Here is a 15,673-nt window from a genome sequence, read left to right on the forward strand (position 1 = left end):
ATCAGGGACAGACCGCGGAAGGGATAACGCAGGCCTGCGAGGTAGTCGTTGAGCATCCCGTTAGCATACCCTGAGCCCATGGGAGACGTGCGGCCATGATCAAAGCCCTGATCCATCTCTGCCTGGTGGCTGCGGGCGCCTACGGGGTGCTCGTGGGCCTGGTCTATGTCAAGCAGGACGGTCTCATCTACCTGCCCATGTCCACTCTCGTCACCACGCCGGCCGAGCACGGCATGGACTACGAGGACGTCTATCTCACCACCGATGACGGGGTGCGCCTGCACGGATGGTTCGTGCCGGCCCCCGAGCCGCGGGGCGTGCTGCTGTTCTTCCACGGCAACGCGGGCAACATCTCCCACCGCATGGCCTCCATCCGTATCTTCCGCGAACTGGGCCTGTCGGTGTTCATCATCGATTACCGGGGTTACGGGCGAAGCGAGGGACGGCCCAGCGAGATCGGGCTGCGTCGGGATGCCCGTGCGGCCTGGGCGTGGCTGCGAGAGACGCGGGAGATACCGGCCCGGGAGATCGTGGTGTTCGGCCGCTCCCTGGGTGCCGCCGTGGCCGTCGATCTGGCCAGAGAACATCCTCCCGGCGCACTGATCCTGGAGTCGGCCTTCACCAGCGCCGCGGATCTGGGCGCCGAGGTCTACCCCTGGTTGCCGGTGGGCCGGCTGCTGCGTCACCGCCACGAGGTGATCGAGTCGCTGCCCCAGGTACGTGTGCCGACCCTGATCGCCCACAGCCGACACGACGAGATCGTCTCCTTCGACCATGCCCTACGGCTCATGGCCGTGGCCCACGACGGTGCCGTGCTGCTGGAGATGGAGGGCGGGCACAACGACGGCTTCCTGCGCACCGGGCAGCGCTACGTGCGCGGCCTGGGCGACTTCCTCGAAGAGCACGTGTTCGGAGAACTGCCGTGATGCGACGACTCGCGTCCGTGGTGTGTGCCATGTCCCTCCTGCTCAGCGCCGCCGTGGGATCCGCCGCCGAGACCCTCATCGAACTGCCCACCCGGGCGGGTGTGATCCAGCCCTTCCTGCTGCGGGAGGCGCCGAATCCGGTGGGTGTGGTGGTGCTGTTTGCCGGTGGCCATGGACGCTTGGGGCTGCACCGGGAGGACGATGCCGTGAAGCTCGACTGGGGGCGCAACAACTTTCTGGTGCGTAGCCGGGTCCATTTCACGGACCAGGGATTTCACGTGCTGCTGGTGGATGCACCTTCCGACCGCCGGGGCGAGGCGGGCATGCTGGACGGATTCAGGCACAGCGCCGAGCACATGGCGGACCTCGCGGCGGTTCTGCAATGGGTCAATGATCGCTTCGGGCTGCCGGTCTGGCTGGTGGGCACCAGCCGGGGCACGGAATCGGCCACGGCCTTGGCTTTGCACGCGGGCACGGGGATCCAGGGCCTGGTGCTCAGTGCACCCATGACCCGGGAAAACCGTCGTGGCCTGTCCCTGCTGGAGATGACGCTGGATGCGATCCATGTGCCGGTGCTGCTGGTGGCCCATCGCCAGGACGCCTGCCGCAGCACGCCGCCGGAAGGGGTGGAGGAACTGGAGGTGGCCCTGGTGCACGCGCCCCGGGTGCAGGTGCAGTGGTGGGAGGGGGGTGAGGCGCCCCGGGGAGAGCCCTGCCAGGGGCTCACGCCCCACGGATTCCTGGGCATTGAGCGGGAGGTCGTGCAGGGCATGAGCGGATTCATGTCTGCGAACCAGACGCGCTGACTTGGGTGCTGCCCGCCAATGCAAAAAGCCCCCGGCGATGCTACCGCGAGGGGCTCTTGGGCTGGGTGTCAGCAGATCCGGTTGTGGCGTCGCCTTGAACGGTTTGGGACATCCAAAATCCATGTCCCCTTAATCAATGTGAAGAGTTATGGATGTCCCCAACTTCCCGGGGAGAGCCCTGCCAGGGGCTCACGCCCCACGGATTCCTGGGCATTGAGCGGGAGGTCGTGCAGGGCATGAGCGGATTCATGTCTGCGAACCAGACGCGCTGACTTGGGTGCTGCCCGCCAATGCAAAAAGCCCCCGGCGATGCTACCGCGAGGGGCTCTTGGGCTGGGTGTCAGCAGATCCGGTTGTGGCGTCGCCTTGAACGGTTTGCGAACGGTTTGGGACATCCAAAATCCATGTCCCCTTAATCAATGTGAAGAGTTATGGATGTCCCCAACTTCACTCCCCGCCTCACACCTCACACCTCACACCTCACACCTCACACCTCACACCTCACACCTCACACCTCACACCTCACACCTCACACCTCACGCCCCCCCGACACCCTTTCGCGCGATCAGCGCCGCGCCATAGGCGGCCTCGGTATGGGTGGCCTGCACCAGGGGCACGCCCAGCAGCCGCTCGCGGATGCGCGTCCAGGCGGGATTGATGCTGCCGCCGCCCACGGTGCGTACGCTGGCGGGGGTGGGGGCGCCCAGTTCCGCCAGACGCCGGTAGCCCTGAGTCTCGATGGCAGCGATGCCCTCCAGCAGCCCCTGGAAGAAGCGGGCGTCATTGTCGGGGCGGGGCGTCAGGCGCGGTGCAAGCCCGGGGTCGCAGACCGGAAAGCGTTCGCCGGGGGCGGGCAGCGGATAGTAGTCGAGCCCGGTGGCGCGGTCGGGTTCGAGCCGCGAGCTCAGGGCTGCCATGGCCTCGGGGCTGAAGAACTGCTTGAGCACCGCGCCGCCGCTGTTGGAGGCCCCGCCCGCCAGCCAGCGATCCCAGAGCCGGTGGCTGTAGACCCCGAATTCGGGGGCGAACACCGGCCGGGGCGAGACGATCTTGAGCACCAGGGTACTGCCCAGGGAGGTGACCGCCTCGCCGGGCTGCGCGGCGCCGGTGGCAAGAAAGGCCGCCACGCTGTCGGTGGTCCCGGCCAGCACGGGCAGACCCTCGGGCAGGCCCGAGTCCGCGGCGGCTCTGGGCGTGACCGTACCCAGCCGATCCCCCGGCGGCACCACCCGGGGCAGCAGCCCCGCGGGCAGGTCCAGTCCGTCCAGCCACGCCGGCCAGTCCCGGGCCACCGGGTCGTAGCCGAGCTTGAGGGCGTTGTTCTCGTCGCTGACGCCGTAGCGGCTGGTGAGTTGAGCCGCCAGCCAGTCCGCCTGGTGCAGGGCATGACGGGCTGCCCGGGGGGCGTGGTGATCCAGCCACCAGCCGAGCTTGGCCAGGCTGGAGCTGGCGCCGTGAGCGCCGCTCTCCCGGGGGGCGATGGCCGCAATGCGCGCGGCCGCGTCCACCGCCCGTGCATCGTTGTACAGAAGCCCCGGGCCCAGGGGCGTGCCGTGAGCGTCGGTGACCACCAGGGTGCCGGAGGTGCCGTCGATGGCCAGGGCCGTGGGCGGGCAGGGCAGGTCCGCCATGATCGCGCGGGTGACCTGGCACAGGGCCGTCCACCACAGCCCCGGGTCCTGTTCCACCCGGGGGCCATCGCGGCAGGGTTCGGCCAGGGCGATGCTGCGCCGCGCGATCTCCCCGCCCTCGGCGTCGATGGCGATGGCCCGGCACCCGGAGGTGCCCATGTCGATACCGATGAAAAGCGAATTCAACATTCAAAATTCAAAATTCAAAGGGGAGTCCGTGGCCAGCGCATTCTCGCAGCTGCAGGACACGCCCCCTTTGAATTTTGAATCTTGAATTTTGAATTGCCTCTCAAGGCAGCGTCACCGGCACCGGCGGCTGCCAGTCCGGGTGGCGGTGCTCGGCCACCACGGTGGTGTACACGCCGCCGCGCACGTTGAACTCGGCTGTCAGGCGCATGAAGTTGGGGTCGGTGGCGGCCACCAGGTCGTTGAGGATCTCGTTGGTCACCTTCTCGTGGAAGGCGCCCTGGTCGCGGAAGGCCCAGACGTAGAGCTTGAGGGATTTCAGCTCCACGCAGCGCTCCCGGGGCACGTAGTCCAGGTACAGGGTGGCGAAGTCCGGCTGGCCCGTCTTGGGGCACAGGCAGGTGAACTCCGGGACCCGGATGCGGATGGTATAATCCCGCCCCGGCTGGGGGTTATCGAAGGTCTCGAGGTCTTTGCTGGGCTGGCTCGGCATGGTGGGCTCGTTTGTCGTTTAGAGAGGGGCTTTGAGCCCTGAAATGGCGACGGGTTCCACAGGGGGCTTGATCGGTTCCCCCCATTGGGCGGCATTATTGTAATAATGACCGCCATCCAAGGCCACGGAAGAACCGCTCCACGGCCGACATATCCATCATTATCCTCTGACATCCGCAGGTCCCGATGCGACTGAGCAAGATCAAACTGGCCGGATTCAAGTCCTTCGTGGACCCCACCACCATCGACCTGCCCAGCAATCTGGTGGGCATCGTCGGCCCCAACGGCTGCGGCAAGTCCAACACCATCGACGCGGTGCGCTGGGTGATGGGCGAGTCCTCCGCCAAGCACCTGCGCGGCGACTCCATGGAGGACGTGATCTTCAACGGCTCCTCCTCCAGGAAGCCCGTGGGCCAGGCCTCCATCGAGCTGGTGTTCGACAACAGCGACGGCACCCTGGGCGGCCAGTACGCCGAGTACAGCGAGATCTCCGTCAAGCGCCAGGTGACCCGCGACGGTCAGTCCAATTACTACCTGAACGGCTCCAAGTGCCGGCGCAAGGACATCACCGACATCTTCCTGGGCACCGGCCTGGGCCCGCGCAGCTACGCCATCATCGAGCAGGGCATGATCTCCCGGCTCATCGAGGCCAAGCCCGAGGAACTGCGCGTCTACCTGGAGGAGGCCGCCGGCATCTCCAAGTACAAGGAGCGCCGCCGGGAGACCGAGACACGCATCCGCCACACCCGGGAGAACATCGACCGCCTCAACGACCTGCGTGACGAGATCGAGAAGCAGATCAACCACCTGCAGCGCCAGGCCAACACCGCCGAGCGCTACAAGGCCCTCAAGGAAGAGGAGCGCCGCACCCGGGCGGAACTGCTGGCCCTGCGCCTGCGGGACATGGACGGCGACGCCGGGCAGCGGGAAAAGGGCCTGCGCGAGGAGGAGACCCGCCTGGAGGGGGTGATCTCCGAGCTGCGCCACCTGGAAACGACCCTGGAGAAGAACCGCGAACGCCACGTGGAGGCCAACGAGGCCTTCAGCGAGGTGCAGGGGCGTTTCTACGGCCTGGGCAGCGACATCTCCCGAGTGGAGCAGTCCATCCAGCACGCCCGGGAACTGCGCGAGCGTCAGGGCCAGGAACTGCGCCAGGCCGAGGCCGGCCTGCGCGAGACCCGTGAGCACATCGAACTGGACCAGGCCCGCCTGCGGGAACTGGACCGGGAGCTGGAATCCCTCACCCCCCAGCACCAGGCCGGCATCCAGGCCCGGGAACAGGCCAACGAGGGCCTGAGCGCCGCCGAGCAGGCCATGAGCGAATGGCAGGGCCGCTGGGAGGACTTCAACCAGCGCGCCGTGGAGCCGGCCCAGACCGCCCAGGTGGAGCGCACCCGCATGGAGGGCCTGGAGCGCCAGATCCAGCAGCACCAGTCCCGCCTGGAACGCCTGCAGCAGGAGCGTGGCCAGCTCTCCGGCGACGCCCTGCGTGCCGAGATGGAACAGCTGGGCAGCCAGGCCGCCGAGGCCGCCCAGGCCGCCGAGAAGCTCCAGGGCAACCTCACCGAGACCCTGGACGCCATCCAGGCCGCCCGGGAATCCAGCCGGGAACGCACCGCGCAGCTGGACGAGCTGCGCCGGCGCATCCAGACCCAGGCGGGCCGGCTCTCGTCCCTCGAGGCCCTGCAGCAGGCGGCGCTCGGCAAGGGCGAGCAGTCCGTGGTGCAGTGGCTGGCCGGTCAGGGCCTGGCCGATGCGCCCCGTCTGGCCGAACAGCTCAGCGTGGAGGCCGGCTGGGAGCGGGCCGTGGAGGCGGTGCTGGGCCAGTACCTGGAGGCGGTGTGCGTCGAGGACCTGGACGGCGTCGCCGGGGTGCTGGACAGCCTCAGCCACGGCGACCTGCTGGTGCTGGACACCGGCGCGGGCGAGGCTGCTGGCGGTGGCGACGCGGCCTGGCTGCTGGACCGGGTCCAGGGTCCGAAACCGCTCAATGACCTGCTGCGCGGCGTGCGCACGGCGGGCAGCCTGCCCGAGGCCCTGGCCCTGCGCGGCCGCCTGGCGGCTGGCGAATCGGTCATCACCCCCGAGGGCATCTGGCTGGGCCGTTCCTGGCTGCGGGTGGCCCGGGATGCCGACGAGCATGCCGGCGTGCTGGCCCGGGAGCAGGAGATCAAGGCCCTGCAGGCGGAACTGGCCGGGCTGAACACCGAACAGGAGCGCTTGCAGCAGGCCCTGGAGGCCGAGCGGGAGCGCGTGCGTGAACTGGAGGCCCGGCGCGAGGACCTGCAGGTGCAGGTCAACCGCGCCCACCGGGGTGCCGCCGATCTCAATGCCCAGCTGAGCAACCGCCGCACCCGCCTGGAACAGGTGGAAGGCCGCTTCGCGCGCATCAACGAGGAGATCGCCGAGATCGAGGCGGCCCACCAGCGCGACGCGGAGGCCCTGCAGCAGGCCACCAACCGGCGCAACGAGGCGGTGTCCCGCATGGAGACCCTGGCCCAGGAGCGCGAGCGCCTGATCGCCGAGCGGGACGGCCTGCGGGAGAAGCTGGATGCCGCCCGCCGCGAGGCCCAGGCCCGGCGCGATGCCCTGCATCAGATCGACCTGCGCATGCAGTCCCTCAAGTCCACCCGCGAGTCCACCGCCCAGGGCCTGTCGCGCATGGAGAGCCAGGCCGGGCAGTTCGATGAGCGCCTGGAGGCCCTGCGCGCCGCCATGCAGGACGGCGACGCGCCCATCAAGGAACTGACCACGGAACTGGACGGCCTGCTGGCGAAACGGGTGGAAGTGGAGCGCGCCCTGGGCGAGGCCCGCACCCGGGTGCAGTCCATCGAGGCGGAGATGCGCGAGCACGACCAGCGCCGCATCGCCGTGGAGCGCCAGGCCGAGGAGATCCGCGGCAAGCTGGACAATCTGCGCATGGCCTGGCAGGAGATCCAGGTGCGCCGCCAGACCCTGCGCGAGCAGCTGGCGGAGACGCCGTTCTCCGCCGAGGAACTGCTGCAGGCCCTGGAAGAGGGCGCCAGCGTGTCCGCCTGGCAGGAGAAGGTGGAACAGCTGGCCCAGCGCATCCAGCGCCTGGGCCTCATCAACCTGGCGGCCATCGACGAGTTCAAGGAACAGAGCCAGCGCAAGGAATACCTGGACGCCCAGCACGCCGACCTGATGGAGGCCCTGGAGACCCTGGAGAACGCCATCCAGAAGATCGACCGGGAGACCCGGAGCCGTTTCCGCGACACCTTCGAGCGGGTCAACGCACGCCTGCAGGAGATGTTCCCGCGCCTGTTCGGCGGCGGCCAGGCGCACCTGGAGATGACCGGCGACGACCTGCTGTCCACCGGCGTGGCGGTCATGGCCCGTCCGCCCGGCAAGCGCCTGTCCACCATCCACCTCATGTCCGGCGGCGAGAAGGCGCTCACCGCCGTGGCCCTGGTGTTCGCCATCTTCGAGCTGAACCCGGCGCCCTTCTGCATGCTGGATGAGGTGGACGCACCGCTGGATGAGGCCAACGTGGGCCGCTTCTGCAGCCTGGTGAAGGAGATGTCCGAGCGGGTGCAGTTCATCTTCATCACCCACAACAAGACCACCATGGAGCTGGCCGACCAGCTGGTGGGCGTGACCATGCGCGAGCCTGGCGTGTCCCGCCTGGTGGCCGTGGACGTGGACGAAGCCGCCCAGATGGCCACCGCATGACGGAGAACAGGAGATGGATGCGTTGCGCTGGATCCTGCTGATACTTGCCCTGGTGGTGCTCGCCGGCATCTATCTGGCCGGGCGCATGCGCGCCGGCCGGCGCCGTCCCCGCGACCTGATGGACGAGGCGGTGGAGCGGGAGAGCCTGGAGCAGATCCACATCCGCGCCGACAGCGAGCGCAAGGCGCCTTCCATCCACGCGGCGCACGACGATCTGGACGCGCTCAACGACCTGGAGAACCTCAAGGCCCGGGTCGTGGAAGAGGCCCGGGAGCGGCCCGTGGCCCCCGCCGCGCCGATGCCCGTCTCCGAGCCGCGTCCGGCCGTGGCGCCTCGTGCGGCGAAGGCGCCCGCACCCGTCGCGGAGCCGGCACCGACCCTTCCGGACAAGCTCATCGTGCTGCACGTGGCAGCCGGCCCCTCGGGGCACATCCTGGGCGTGCAGCTCAAGGCCGCCCTGGAGGCCGACGGCCTGGAGTTCGGCTTCATGGAGATCTATCACCGCATGGTGAATACCGAGCAGGGCCGCACGCCCCTGTTCAGCGTCGCCAACATGCTCAATCCCGGCACCTTCGATCCGGCCGCCATGGATGATTTCTCCACCCCCGGCGTGTCCCTGTTCCTGCAGCTGCCGGGCCCCCGGGAGGGCATGGAATCCTTCGAGTCCATGCTCGCCTGCGCCGAGTCGCTGGCCGCACGCCTGGGCGGCCAGGTGCTGGACGCCTCCCGCAGCACCCTCACACCCCAGGGCATCGAACACATCCGCGAGGGCATCCGCGCCTGGTCGCTGAAGGCCCGGATGGCGGGACGGCGCTGAAGTCAAAGGCTTTGACGCAGAGGCGCAAAGACGCAGAGGAATTCAACTGTCACTTCAAAAGCTGACCGCGATGGGCGCGAAGGGATGCGCGAAGGTCACGAAGGTTTTTCATTCATAAAGATTTCCTTTGCGTCCTTCGCGAAACCTTCGCGCCCTTTGCGTTCCGGCTTTTGGATTTCAACCAACCAGAAAAACCACATGTCCGAGATCCCCGAGAAGGTTCGCAAGCGAGTCGCCTCCCTGCGCGACGAGCTGGACTATCACAACCACCGCTATTACGTGCTGGACGACCCGGAGATCCCGGACGCGGCCTATGACGCGTTGATGCGCGAGCTGCAGGATCTGGAGGCACAGTATCCCGAGCTGGTGACGCCCGACTCGCCCACCCAGCGGGTGGGTGGCGCGCCGCTCAAGGCCTTCGAGGAGGCCAGGCACCTGCTGCCCATGCTGTCCCTGGACAATGCCTTCGAGGATGCAGACGTGCTCGCCTTCGAGAAGCGCATCCGTGACCGGCTGGGGGATGTGTCGGAGATCGAATTCGCGGTGGAGCCCAAGCTGGACGGGCTCGCCATCAGCCTGCTCTACGAGGAGGGTCACCTGGTGCGCGGCGCCACCCGCGGTGACGGCACCACCGGCGAGGATGTCACCGCCAACGTGCGCACCATCCGCGCCATTCCGCTCCGGCTCCAGGGCAGGGGCTGGCCCAGATTGCTGGAAGTGCGCGGCGAGGTGTACATGGACCGGGCCGGTTTCGAGGCCTTCAACCGCGAGGCGGCGCAGCGGGGTGAGAAGGTGTTCGTCAATCCTCGCAACGCCGCTGCAGGCAGCCTGCGCCAGCTGGATCCCCGCATCACCGCGAAACGCCCGCTTACCTTCTTCGCCTACGGCGTCGGCCACGTGGAAGGCGGCGAACTGCCGGACACCCATGCGGCGGTGCTGGATGCCCTGGCCCAATGGGGACAGCGGGTCTGCCCCGAGCGCGACGTGGTCATCGGTGCCGCCGGCTGTCTCGAGTACTACCGGCGCATCGGAGAGCGTCGCGACAGTCTGCCCTATGACATCGACGGCGTGGTCTACAAGGTCAACCGCTTCGACTTGCAGCAGCGTCTCGGTTTCGTCTCCCGTGCGCCGCGCTGGGCCATCGCCCACAAGTATCCCGCCCAGGAACAGATGACGATCCTGCGGGACGTGGAGTTCCAGGTGGGCCGCACCGGCGCGATCACCCCCGTGGCACGGCTCGAACCCGTGTTCGTGGGCGGCGTGACCGTGAGCAACGCCACGCTGCACAACATGGACGAGGTGGAACGCAAGGACGTGCGCATCGGTGACACGGTGATCGTGCGCCGCGCCGGCGACGTGATCCCGGAGGTGGCGGCGGTGGTGCTCTCCAAACGCCCGCCCGATGCCCGGCCCGTGGTGATGCCCCTGCACTGTCCGGTGTGCGGCTCCGAGATCGTGCGCTCGGAAGGGGAGGCGGTGGCGCGCTGTTCCGGCGGACTGTACTGCGCCGCCCAGCGCCGCGAGGCCATCAAGCACTTCGCCTCGCGCCGGGCCATGGATATCGAGGGCCTGGGCGACAAGCTGGTGGAACAGCTGGTGGACGCAGGCCTGGTGGATCACGTGGACGATCTGTACCGGCTTAGAGTGGAGCAGCTGGCGGGGCTGGAGCGCATGGGCGAGAAGTCGGCGCAGAACCTGGTGGATGCCCTGGAGAAGAGCAAGCACACCCAGCTGGCACGGTTCATCTTCGCGCTCGGCATTCGCGAGGTGGGCGAGGCGACGGCCCGGGCCCTGGCAAGCCACTTCGGCAGCCTCGATGCACTCATGGCCGCCGACGAGCAGGCCCTGATGCAGGTGCCCGACGTGGGCCCGGTGGTGGCCCACCACGTGGCCACCTTCTTCCAGCAGCCCCACAACCGCGAGGTGATCGACGCCCTGCGCGAGGCCGGTGTGCACTGGGAAGAGACCGAGCCCATGCAGGCGTCCGCCGCCGATCTGCCCCTGTCCGGCAACACCTACGTGCTCACCGGGGCACTGGAATCCATGACCCGCGAGGAGGCCGGTGAGCGCCTCATGGCCTTGGGCGCCAAGGTGAGCGGCAGCGTGTCGAAAAAGACCACTGCCGTGATCGCCGGCGAGGCCGCGGGCTCGAAACTGGCCAAGGCTGAGAAGCTGGGCGTGCCGGTGCTGGGCGAGGCGGAGTTCCTTGAGTTGATAGGAGAGTGACAGAAGTTGGAAGTGTGAATTGGGAAGTGCGAAGTAAAGGCTTTCCACTCCCTACTTCCCAATTCACACTTCGTACTTTCCAGGCGTTACACTGCCCCCATGAACCCCTCCACCGCGCTCGGCATGATCGGCGGCGTGCTCATCCTGGTGAGCGTGATCGCCTTCACCTCCCAGGACCTGGGGGTGTTCATCAATCTGCCGGGGCTCGGCATCGTGCTGGGCGGTACCCTGGCGGCCACGCTGCTCAGCTATCCGCTGCACGAGGTGCTGCACGTGTGGCGGGTGTTCATCGTGGTGCTGCGCAACGAGCGCTACTACTTCCGCGAGGACATGGACGAGATCGTGGAGGTCTCCAAGCTGTGGTTCAACGGCAACCTGGCCGCGGTGCAGCGGCGTCTTGAGACCATCCGCAATCCCTACCTGCGCACCGGCGTGCAGCTGGTCATCGACGACACCCCCATGGAGGACATCAGCGACCTGCTGCAATGGCGCCTGGCGCGGCTGCGGGCGCGTGAGCATGCCGAGGCGCAGGTGTTTCGCACCATGGCCACCTACGCGCCGGCCTTCGGCATGCTGGGCACCCTGATCGGCCTGATCAACATGCTGTTCGCCACCCAGACCAACGACTTCGCGGTGATCGCCGTGAACCTGGGCGTGGCCCTGATCACCACCTTCTACGGCATCGTGCTGGCCAACCTGGTGTTCCGTCCCATTGCCACCAAGCTGGAGCGGCGCACCGAGGAGCGGGTGATGCTCATGAACATGGTGCTGGAAGGGGTGACCCTCATGCGCAAGGGCCGCTCGCCCGCCTACATCCGCGAGACGCTCAAATCCTTCATGGAGCACCACCGGGACGAGATCCGCCAGGAGATGCCCAATGGCAACGGACCCGAAAAGCCCGCCGCCGGCAGCAAGCGCACCGGCCGGCGCTGAGTCCGCCGCCGATCCGGGCAACGGCCAGGCGGAGGCCCTGCGCGCCGAACTGGCCGCCGCGCCCCATTACCCGCCGCCCTGGGCCGCGCCGCCGCCGGAGCCAAGCGGCGACGCCATGCGCGAGGACGAGCATGCCTGGATCCTCACCTACCTGGACATGCTGACCCTGGTGCTGGTCCTGTTCGTGGTGCTGCTGGCCTATACACGGCCGGAGGAGGACCAGGCCCTGCGCTGGGTGGAGGGCTTCGGTATCGAGCTGGGCCATCCCCACCGCCAGTCCGTCGTGCCGCCCCTGTTCGACGAGGCACCCGCCACCTATCCCGGCGAACAGCCCATGGCCGAACCCCTGGCGCGGGAGGAGGCCCCGGCCGCCGAGTCGGCCCTGGAGCAGGCCCTGGCCCGCCAGGGCGGACTGGAAGGCGTGGAGGTGTTTACCACGCCGGGGCAGGTGGAGCTGCGCATCAAGGAGGGCATCCTGTTCGCCAGCGGCAGCGCGGAACTGCGCAGTGACGGTCGCGCGCTGCTCTCCAGCCTGATGCCCGTTCTCGAGGCCGCCGAGGGACAGATCACCGTGGAGGGACACACGGACAACGTGCCCATCTCCACGCCCATCTTCCCCTCCAACTGGGAACTGTCCGCCGCACGGGCCAGCGGCGTTGTGCGCCAGCTCATCGCCCTGGGACTTGCCCCCGAACGCCTCCAGGCGGTGGGCTTCGCCGACACCCGTCCCGTGGCCGACAACGACACCGCCGAGGGCCGCGCCGAGAACCGGCGCGTGTCGCTGGTGATCCAGACGGGTTTGCGTTGAGGGTGGTGACTTTGCGGGATTTCATGATTCACGCGGAGGGCGCAAAGCCGCAGAGGGCGCGGAGTTTTCAACGTAAACCCAATCATTGCATTAATTTGACGCAGCCAAGTTTCAGGCTGCTTGCTTCAAGTATTCAGGAATGCAACAGAATCGTAGGCCGGACAAAGCGCAGCGATGTCCGGCGCCCTATCGCCCGATACCGCTTCGCTTTATCGGGCCTACGCTGGGCTGGACCTCACATTTGGTGAGATCCAGAGACAGCCGTGCAACAGGCAGTTCGTACCGTATACAAGCCGTTTTCTTGTAAAACCGTGCCGAATTTATGCAACTGTCGGGTTAAATGACCTAACTCCAATCAAGACAACACAACACAACATGCAAGCCTACTACGCCAAGCCCTTTTCCGAGGCCTGCGAGCAGAACAAGGATCCGATCCTCGCAGTGCTGAAACGCTATTTCACCGAGCCGGGCACGATCCTAGAGATCGGCAGCGGCACGGGGCAGCACGCGGTGTACTTCGGTGCCGCGCTGCCGCACCTGCACTGGCAACCCTCGGACGTGGCCGAGCATCTGCCGGGCATTCGTCTGTGGTTGGAGGAGGCGGCGCTCGCCAACGTGGCCGAGCCCCTGGTGCTGGATGTGCGGGACGAGCCCTGGCCGGTGAGTCATGTGGACGGGGTGTATTCCGCCAACACCACGCACATCATGCACTGGCCCATGGTGCAGGCCATGTTCGCGGGTGTCGGTCGGGTGCTGCGTCCGGGCGGGTATTTCTGTCTCTATGGACCGTTCAACGAAAACGGCAGGTTCACCAGCGAGAGCAACGCCCGCTTCGACATGAGCCTGCGGATGCGCGACCCGGGCATGGGCATCCGCGACAAGGCAGACCTGGAAGACCTGGCGCGGGCCGCGGGACTAGAACGGGTGGATGACGTGGTGATGCCGGTGAACAACTATACGCTGGTGTGGCGGAAGGCGTGAGGAGATAAGCGATAGGCGAGAGAGGGTGATGCGAAAGGCGCGAAACCACCCTCACCCTGGCCCTCCCCCTGAGGGGGAGGGGATTTATACTCTGGACGCCTCACGCCTCACGCCTCACGCCTCACGCCTCACGCCTCACGCTCACTTCACCTCGATCTTCGCCGCGGCGCGCAGGTCGCCGATGTAATCCTGCAGGGCGCGGTTGTCGAGGATCTGCGCGACCCGGTCACGCACCGCCTCGAAGGGCGGCGGTTCGGAGCTGCGGGTATCTTCCAGCAGGATCACGTGCCAGCCGAACTCGGTCTGCACCGGCTCGCTGCTGTAACTGCCTTTCTCCATGGCCTGCACGGCTTGGGAGAAGGCCGGCACCATGGCATCTAGGGTGAACCAGCCCAGATCCCCGCCCATGGGGCCTGAAGGGCCGGTGGAATGCTCACGGGCCAGTGCCTGGAAATCACCGCCGGCCTCCAGGGCGACGATCACCTCGCGGGCATCGGCCTCGCTGTCCAGCAGGATGTGGCGGGCCTTGTACTCGGTGCGTTCGATGGCCTGGATCTGGCGATCGTATTCCGCGCGCAGCTGCTCCTCGGTGTACTCCTGGTCCAGTCGCCGGTCGATGAGCGCGCCGACCATCAGGTTGGTGCGTGCCCGCTCCACCTGGCGCTGGATGTCAGGATCCTTGTCCAGTCCCTGCTGCAGCGCGGCCTGACGCAGCAGTTCCATGTTGATCATCTCGTCCAGCACCTCGTCCGGCAGCAGGCTCTCGCCGGGTCGGGTCATGCGCTGCAGGTTGAGGAAGTCCTGGAAGTCCGCCTCGCTGATGGCCACGCCGTTGACCACGGCGATCGCCTCGCCATTGATCTGGGCCTGCGGCGCCTCGCCGCGGCCACAGCCGGTGATGAGGGCGGCGGCCAGCAGGCCGGTGCCCAGGATGTGATGAATGCGCAGTTTCATAGGGATTTCCTTGAGATTAAGACGACTGCCCAGCACGACTGATCAAGGCAGCACCTTGCGAAAGGGTTTGACGACGACGTTTTCATAGACGCCGGCCGCCCGGTAGGGATCGGCATCCGCCCAGGCCTTGGCCGCCTCCAGGGAATCGAACTCCGCCACCACCAGGCTGCCGGTGAAGCCCGCCGGACCCGGGTCCGGGCTGTCGATGGCGGGCAGGGGGCCTGCCAGTACCAGTCGCCCTTCGTCGCGCAGGGCTTCCAGCCGCGCCAGGTGCGCGGGCCGTGTCTGCAGGCGTTTCTCCAGGCTGTTGTCGGTGTCCTGGGCCATGATGGCGTAGAGCATCAGGATGGGTCTCCCTTGGTGGTGTGCGGGTCGTCCTCGCTGTGGTGCAGTCCCAGATAGACCGCCTGACCGATCACGAAGACGAGGGTCATGCCAAGCATACCGAAGAGTTTGAAATCCACCCACACCGCCTCGCTGAAGGTGTAGGCCACGAACAGGTTGGCAAGCCCTGAAACGACAAAGAATACCACCCAGGCGAGATTGACCCGACGCCAGATGGCCTTGGGCACGTTGAGGGCGTGTCCCATGAGCGTCTCCACCAGGCTGCGTCGTCCGAGCAGCGGCGGGGCCAGGAACACCAGTGCAAACAGCCAGTTCACCAGGGTGGGTTTCCACAGGATGAACACCGGGTCGTGCAGCCACAGGGTGGCCCCGCCCAGCACCATGATCACCGCCGCCGTGAGCAGCGGCATGGCCTCAAGCCGTCGCTTGATGGCCAGCCCCAGGCTCAGTTGCACCGCCATGACTGCCATGGCCACGGCGGTGGCCAGGTAGATGGCATGACTCGGGTTGCCCGGTTCCAGGGCCACCGGCAGCCAGGCGCCTACGGCCAGGATCCATTCCGGGGGGAGGGCGCCGTAGAACTTGTAGGCGAGGAAGAAGAGGATGACCGGGAGGAGGTCATAGAGCAGTTTCATGGGGGGTAGTTTGGCGGGTTTTGTGGGGTGGGTGCAAAGCCTCGTTTTGAGGTTTGGGGTTGAGTCGGTCAACGTTAAAGTCAAAGTCAAAGGCTTCCGATCCCCGTTGCACGGGGCTCGGGTTACTTTTCTTGCTTGTCCAAGAAAAGTAACCAAAAGAAGGACACCCCGATGCCGCACCCGCTGTTCGCGGGTGCCCTGCGTTGCTCGGCTTCGAGGGGGTCGCCTGACAGGCCGTCC

The 15,673-nt window shown here is 67.1% G+C and carries 13 protein-coding genes; 8 read left to right on the plus strand and 5 right to left on the minus strand.

The features are described from left to right. Positions 1-98 precede the first annotated feature (98 nt). Positions 99-926 (plus strand): alpha/beta hydrolase, encoded by an 828-nt coding sequence (locus D580_RS0111600; RefSeq protein WP_419581644.1) that lies wholly within the window; start codon positions 99-101, stop codon positions 924-926. Next, entirely contained in the window at positions 926-1,732 is an 807-nt protein-coding gene (locus tag D580_RS15490; RefSeq protein WP_018954550.1) for an alpha/beta hydrolase, read from the plus strand. The genes D580_RS0111600 and D580_RS15490 overlap by 1 nt, the downstream gene beginning before the upstream one ends. A 536-nt stretch (positions 1,733-2,268) precedes the next feature. Here D580_RS15490 and D580_RS0111610 read toward each other — a convergent pair. Together D580_RS0111610 and queF are read right to left on the minus strand one after the other, a co-directional pair. Further along, positions 2,269-3,552, minus strand: coding sequence for an FGGY-family carbohydrate kinase (locus D580_RS0111610; RefSeq protein ID WP_018954552.1), 1,284 nt, complete (start codon positions 3,550-3,552; stop codon positions 2,269-2,271). Positions 3,553-3,652: 100 nt separating this feature from the next. Continuing rightward, positions 3,653-4,042, minus strand: coding sequence for a preQ(1) synthase (gene queF / locus D580_RS0111615; protein ID WP_018954553.1), 390 nt, complete (start codon positions 4,040-4,042; stop codon positions 3,653-3,655). Positions 4,043-4,227: 185 nt separating this feature from the next. On the opposite strand from queF, the gene smc reads away from it, so the two are divergent. The 6 genes from smc (at position 4,228) to D580_RS0111645 (ending at position 13,499) form a co-directional block, all read left to right on the plus strand. Further along, the gene (smc, locus tag D580_RS0111620; RefSeq protein ID WP_018954554.1) at positions 4,228-7,734 is read left to right on the plus strand and encodes a chromosome segregation protein SMC; all 3,507 of its coding nucleotides are present in this window, start codon (positions 4,228-4,230) and stop codon (positions 7,732-7,734) included. A 13-nt stretch (positions 7,735-7,747) separates the two neighbouring features. Further along, entirely contained in the window at positions 7,748-8,551 is an 804-nt protein-coding gene (gene zipA / locus D580_RS0111625; protein WP_026289936.1) for a cell division protein ZipA, read from the plus strand. A 198-nt stretch (positions 8,552-8,749) separates the two neighbouring features. Then, a complete protein-coding gene (gene ligA, locus D580_RS0111630; RefSeq protein ID WP_018954555.1) occupies positions 8,750-10,777 on the plus strand; it encodes an NAD-dependent DNA ligase LigA in 2,028 nt (675 codons plus the stop codon). A 99-nt stretch (positions 10,778-10,876) separates the two neighbouring features. Beyond that, positions 10,877-11,710 carry a motility protein A gene (locus tag D580_RS0111635; RefSeq protein WP_018954556.1) on the plus strand — a complete coding sequence of 278 codons (834 nt, stop codon included), beginning with the start codon at positions 10,877-10,879 and terminating at the stop codon, positions 11,708-11,710. Then, positions 11,655-12,518 (plus strand): OmpA/MotB family protein, encoded by an 864-nt coding sequence (locus D580_RS15495; protein WP_018954557.1) that lies wholly within the window; start codon positions 11,655-11,657, stop codon positions 12,516-12,518. The genes D580_RS0111635 and D580_RS15495 overlap by 56 nt, the downstream gene beginning before the upstream one ends. Positions 12,519-12,893: 375 nt before the next feature. Further along, complete coding sequence (locus tag D580_RS0111645) at positions 12,894-13,499, plus strand: DUF938 domain-containing protein (protein WP_018954558.1); 606 nt, start codon at positions 12,894-12,896, stop codon at positions 13,497-13,499. Between the two features lie 141 nt (positions 13,500-13,640). On the opposite strand, the gene D580_RS0111650 is transcribed toward D580_RS0111645, so the two are convergent. From D580_RS0111650 to D580_RS0111660, 3 genes are read right to left on the minus strand one after another with little or no spacing between them, the layout of a single operon-like run. Beyond that, positions 13,641-14,453, minus strand: coding sequence for a peptidylprolyl isomerase (locus D580_RS0111650; protein ID WP_018954559.1), 813 nt, complete (start codon positions 14,451-14,453; stop codon positions 13,641-13,643). 42 nt (positions 14,454-14,495) lie between these two features. Further along, positions 14,496-14,795: a YciI family protein gene (locus tag D580_RS0111655; RefSeq protein ID WP_018954560.1), complete on the minus strand. Its 300-nt coding sequence runs from the start codon at positions 14,793-14,795 to the stop codon at positions 14,496-14,498. Next, positions 14,795-15,433 carry a septation protein A gene (locus D580_RS0111660; RefSeq protein WP_018954561.1) on the minus strand — a complete coding sequence of 213 codons (639 nt, stop codon included), beginning with the start codon at positions 15,431-15,433 and terminating at the stop codon, positions 14,795-14,797. Before D580_RS0111660 ends, D580_RS0111655 begins: the two co-directional genes overlap by 1 nt. Between the last annotated feature and the right edge of the window lie 240 nt (positions 15,434-15,673).

Origin of the sequence: Thioalkalivibrio sulfidiphilus (assembly GCF_000377945.1) — a bacterium.
GTDB lineage: Bacteria > Pseudomonadota > Gammaproteobacteria > Ectothiorhodospirales > Ectothiorhodospiraceae > Thioalkalivibrio_A > Thioalkalivibrio_A sulfidiphilus_A.

Coding starts and splice junctions, on each gene's coding strand:
- D580_RS15490 (WP_018954550.1), top strand. CDS start 926: ATGCGACGACTCGCGTCCGTGGTGTGTGCCATGTCCCTCCTGCTCAGC.
- D580_RS0111610 (WP_018954552.1), bottom strand. CDS start 3,552: ATGTTGAATTCGCTTTTCATCGGTATCGACATGGGCACCTCCGGGTGC.
- queF (WP_018954553.1), bottom strand. CDS start 4,042: ATGCCGAGCCAGCCCAGCAAAGACCTCGAGACCTTCGATAACCCCCAG.
- smc (WP_018954554.1), top strand. CDS start 4,228: ATGCGACTGAGCAAGATCAAACTGGCCGGATTCAAGTCCTTCGTGGAC.
- zipA (WP_026289936.1), top strand. CDS start 7,748: ATGGATGCGTTGCGCTGGATCCTGCTGATACTTGCCCTGGTGGTGCTC.
- ligA (WP_018954555.1), top strand. CDS start 8,750: ATGTCCGAGATCCCCGAGAAGGTTCGCAAGCGAGTCGCCTCCCTGCGC.
- D580_RS0111635 (WP_018954556.1), top strand. CDS start 10,877: ATGAACCCCTCCACCGCGCTCGGCATGATCGGCGGCGTGCTCATCCTG.
- D580_RS15495 (WP_018954557.1), top strand. CDS start 11,655: ATGGCAACGGACCCGAAAAGCCCGCCGCCGGCAGCAAGCGCACCGGCC.
- D580_RS0111645 (WP_018954558.1), top strand. CDS start 12,894: ATGCAAGCCTACTACGCCAAGCCCTTTTCCGAGGCCTGCGAGCAGAAC.
- D580_RS0111650 (WP_018954559.1), bottom strand. CDS start 14,453: ATGAAACTGCGCATTCATCACATCCTGGGCACCGGCCTGCTGGCCGCC.
- D580_RS0111655 (WP_018954560.1), bottom strand. CDS start 14,795: ATGCTCTACGCCATCATGGCCCAGGACACCGACAACAGCCTGGAGAAA.
- D580_RS0111660 (WP_018954561.1), bottom strand. CDS start 15,433: ATGAAACTGCTCTATGACCTCCTCCCGGTCATCCTCTTCTTCCTCGCC.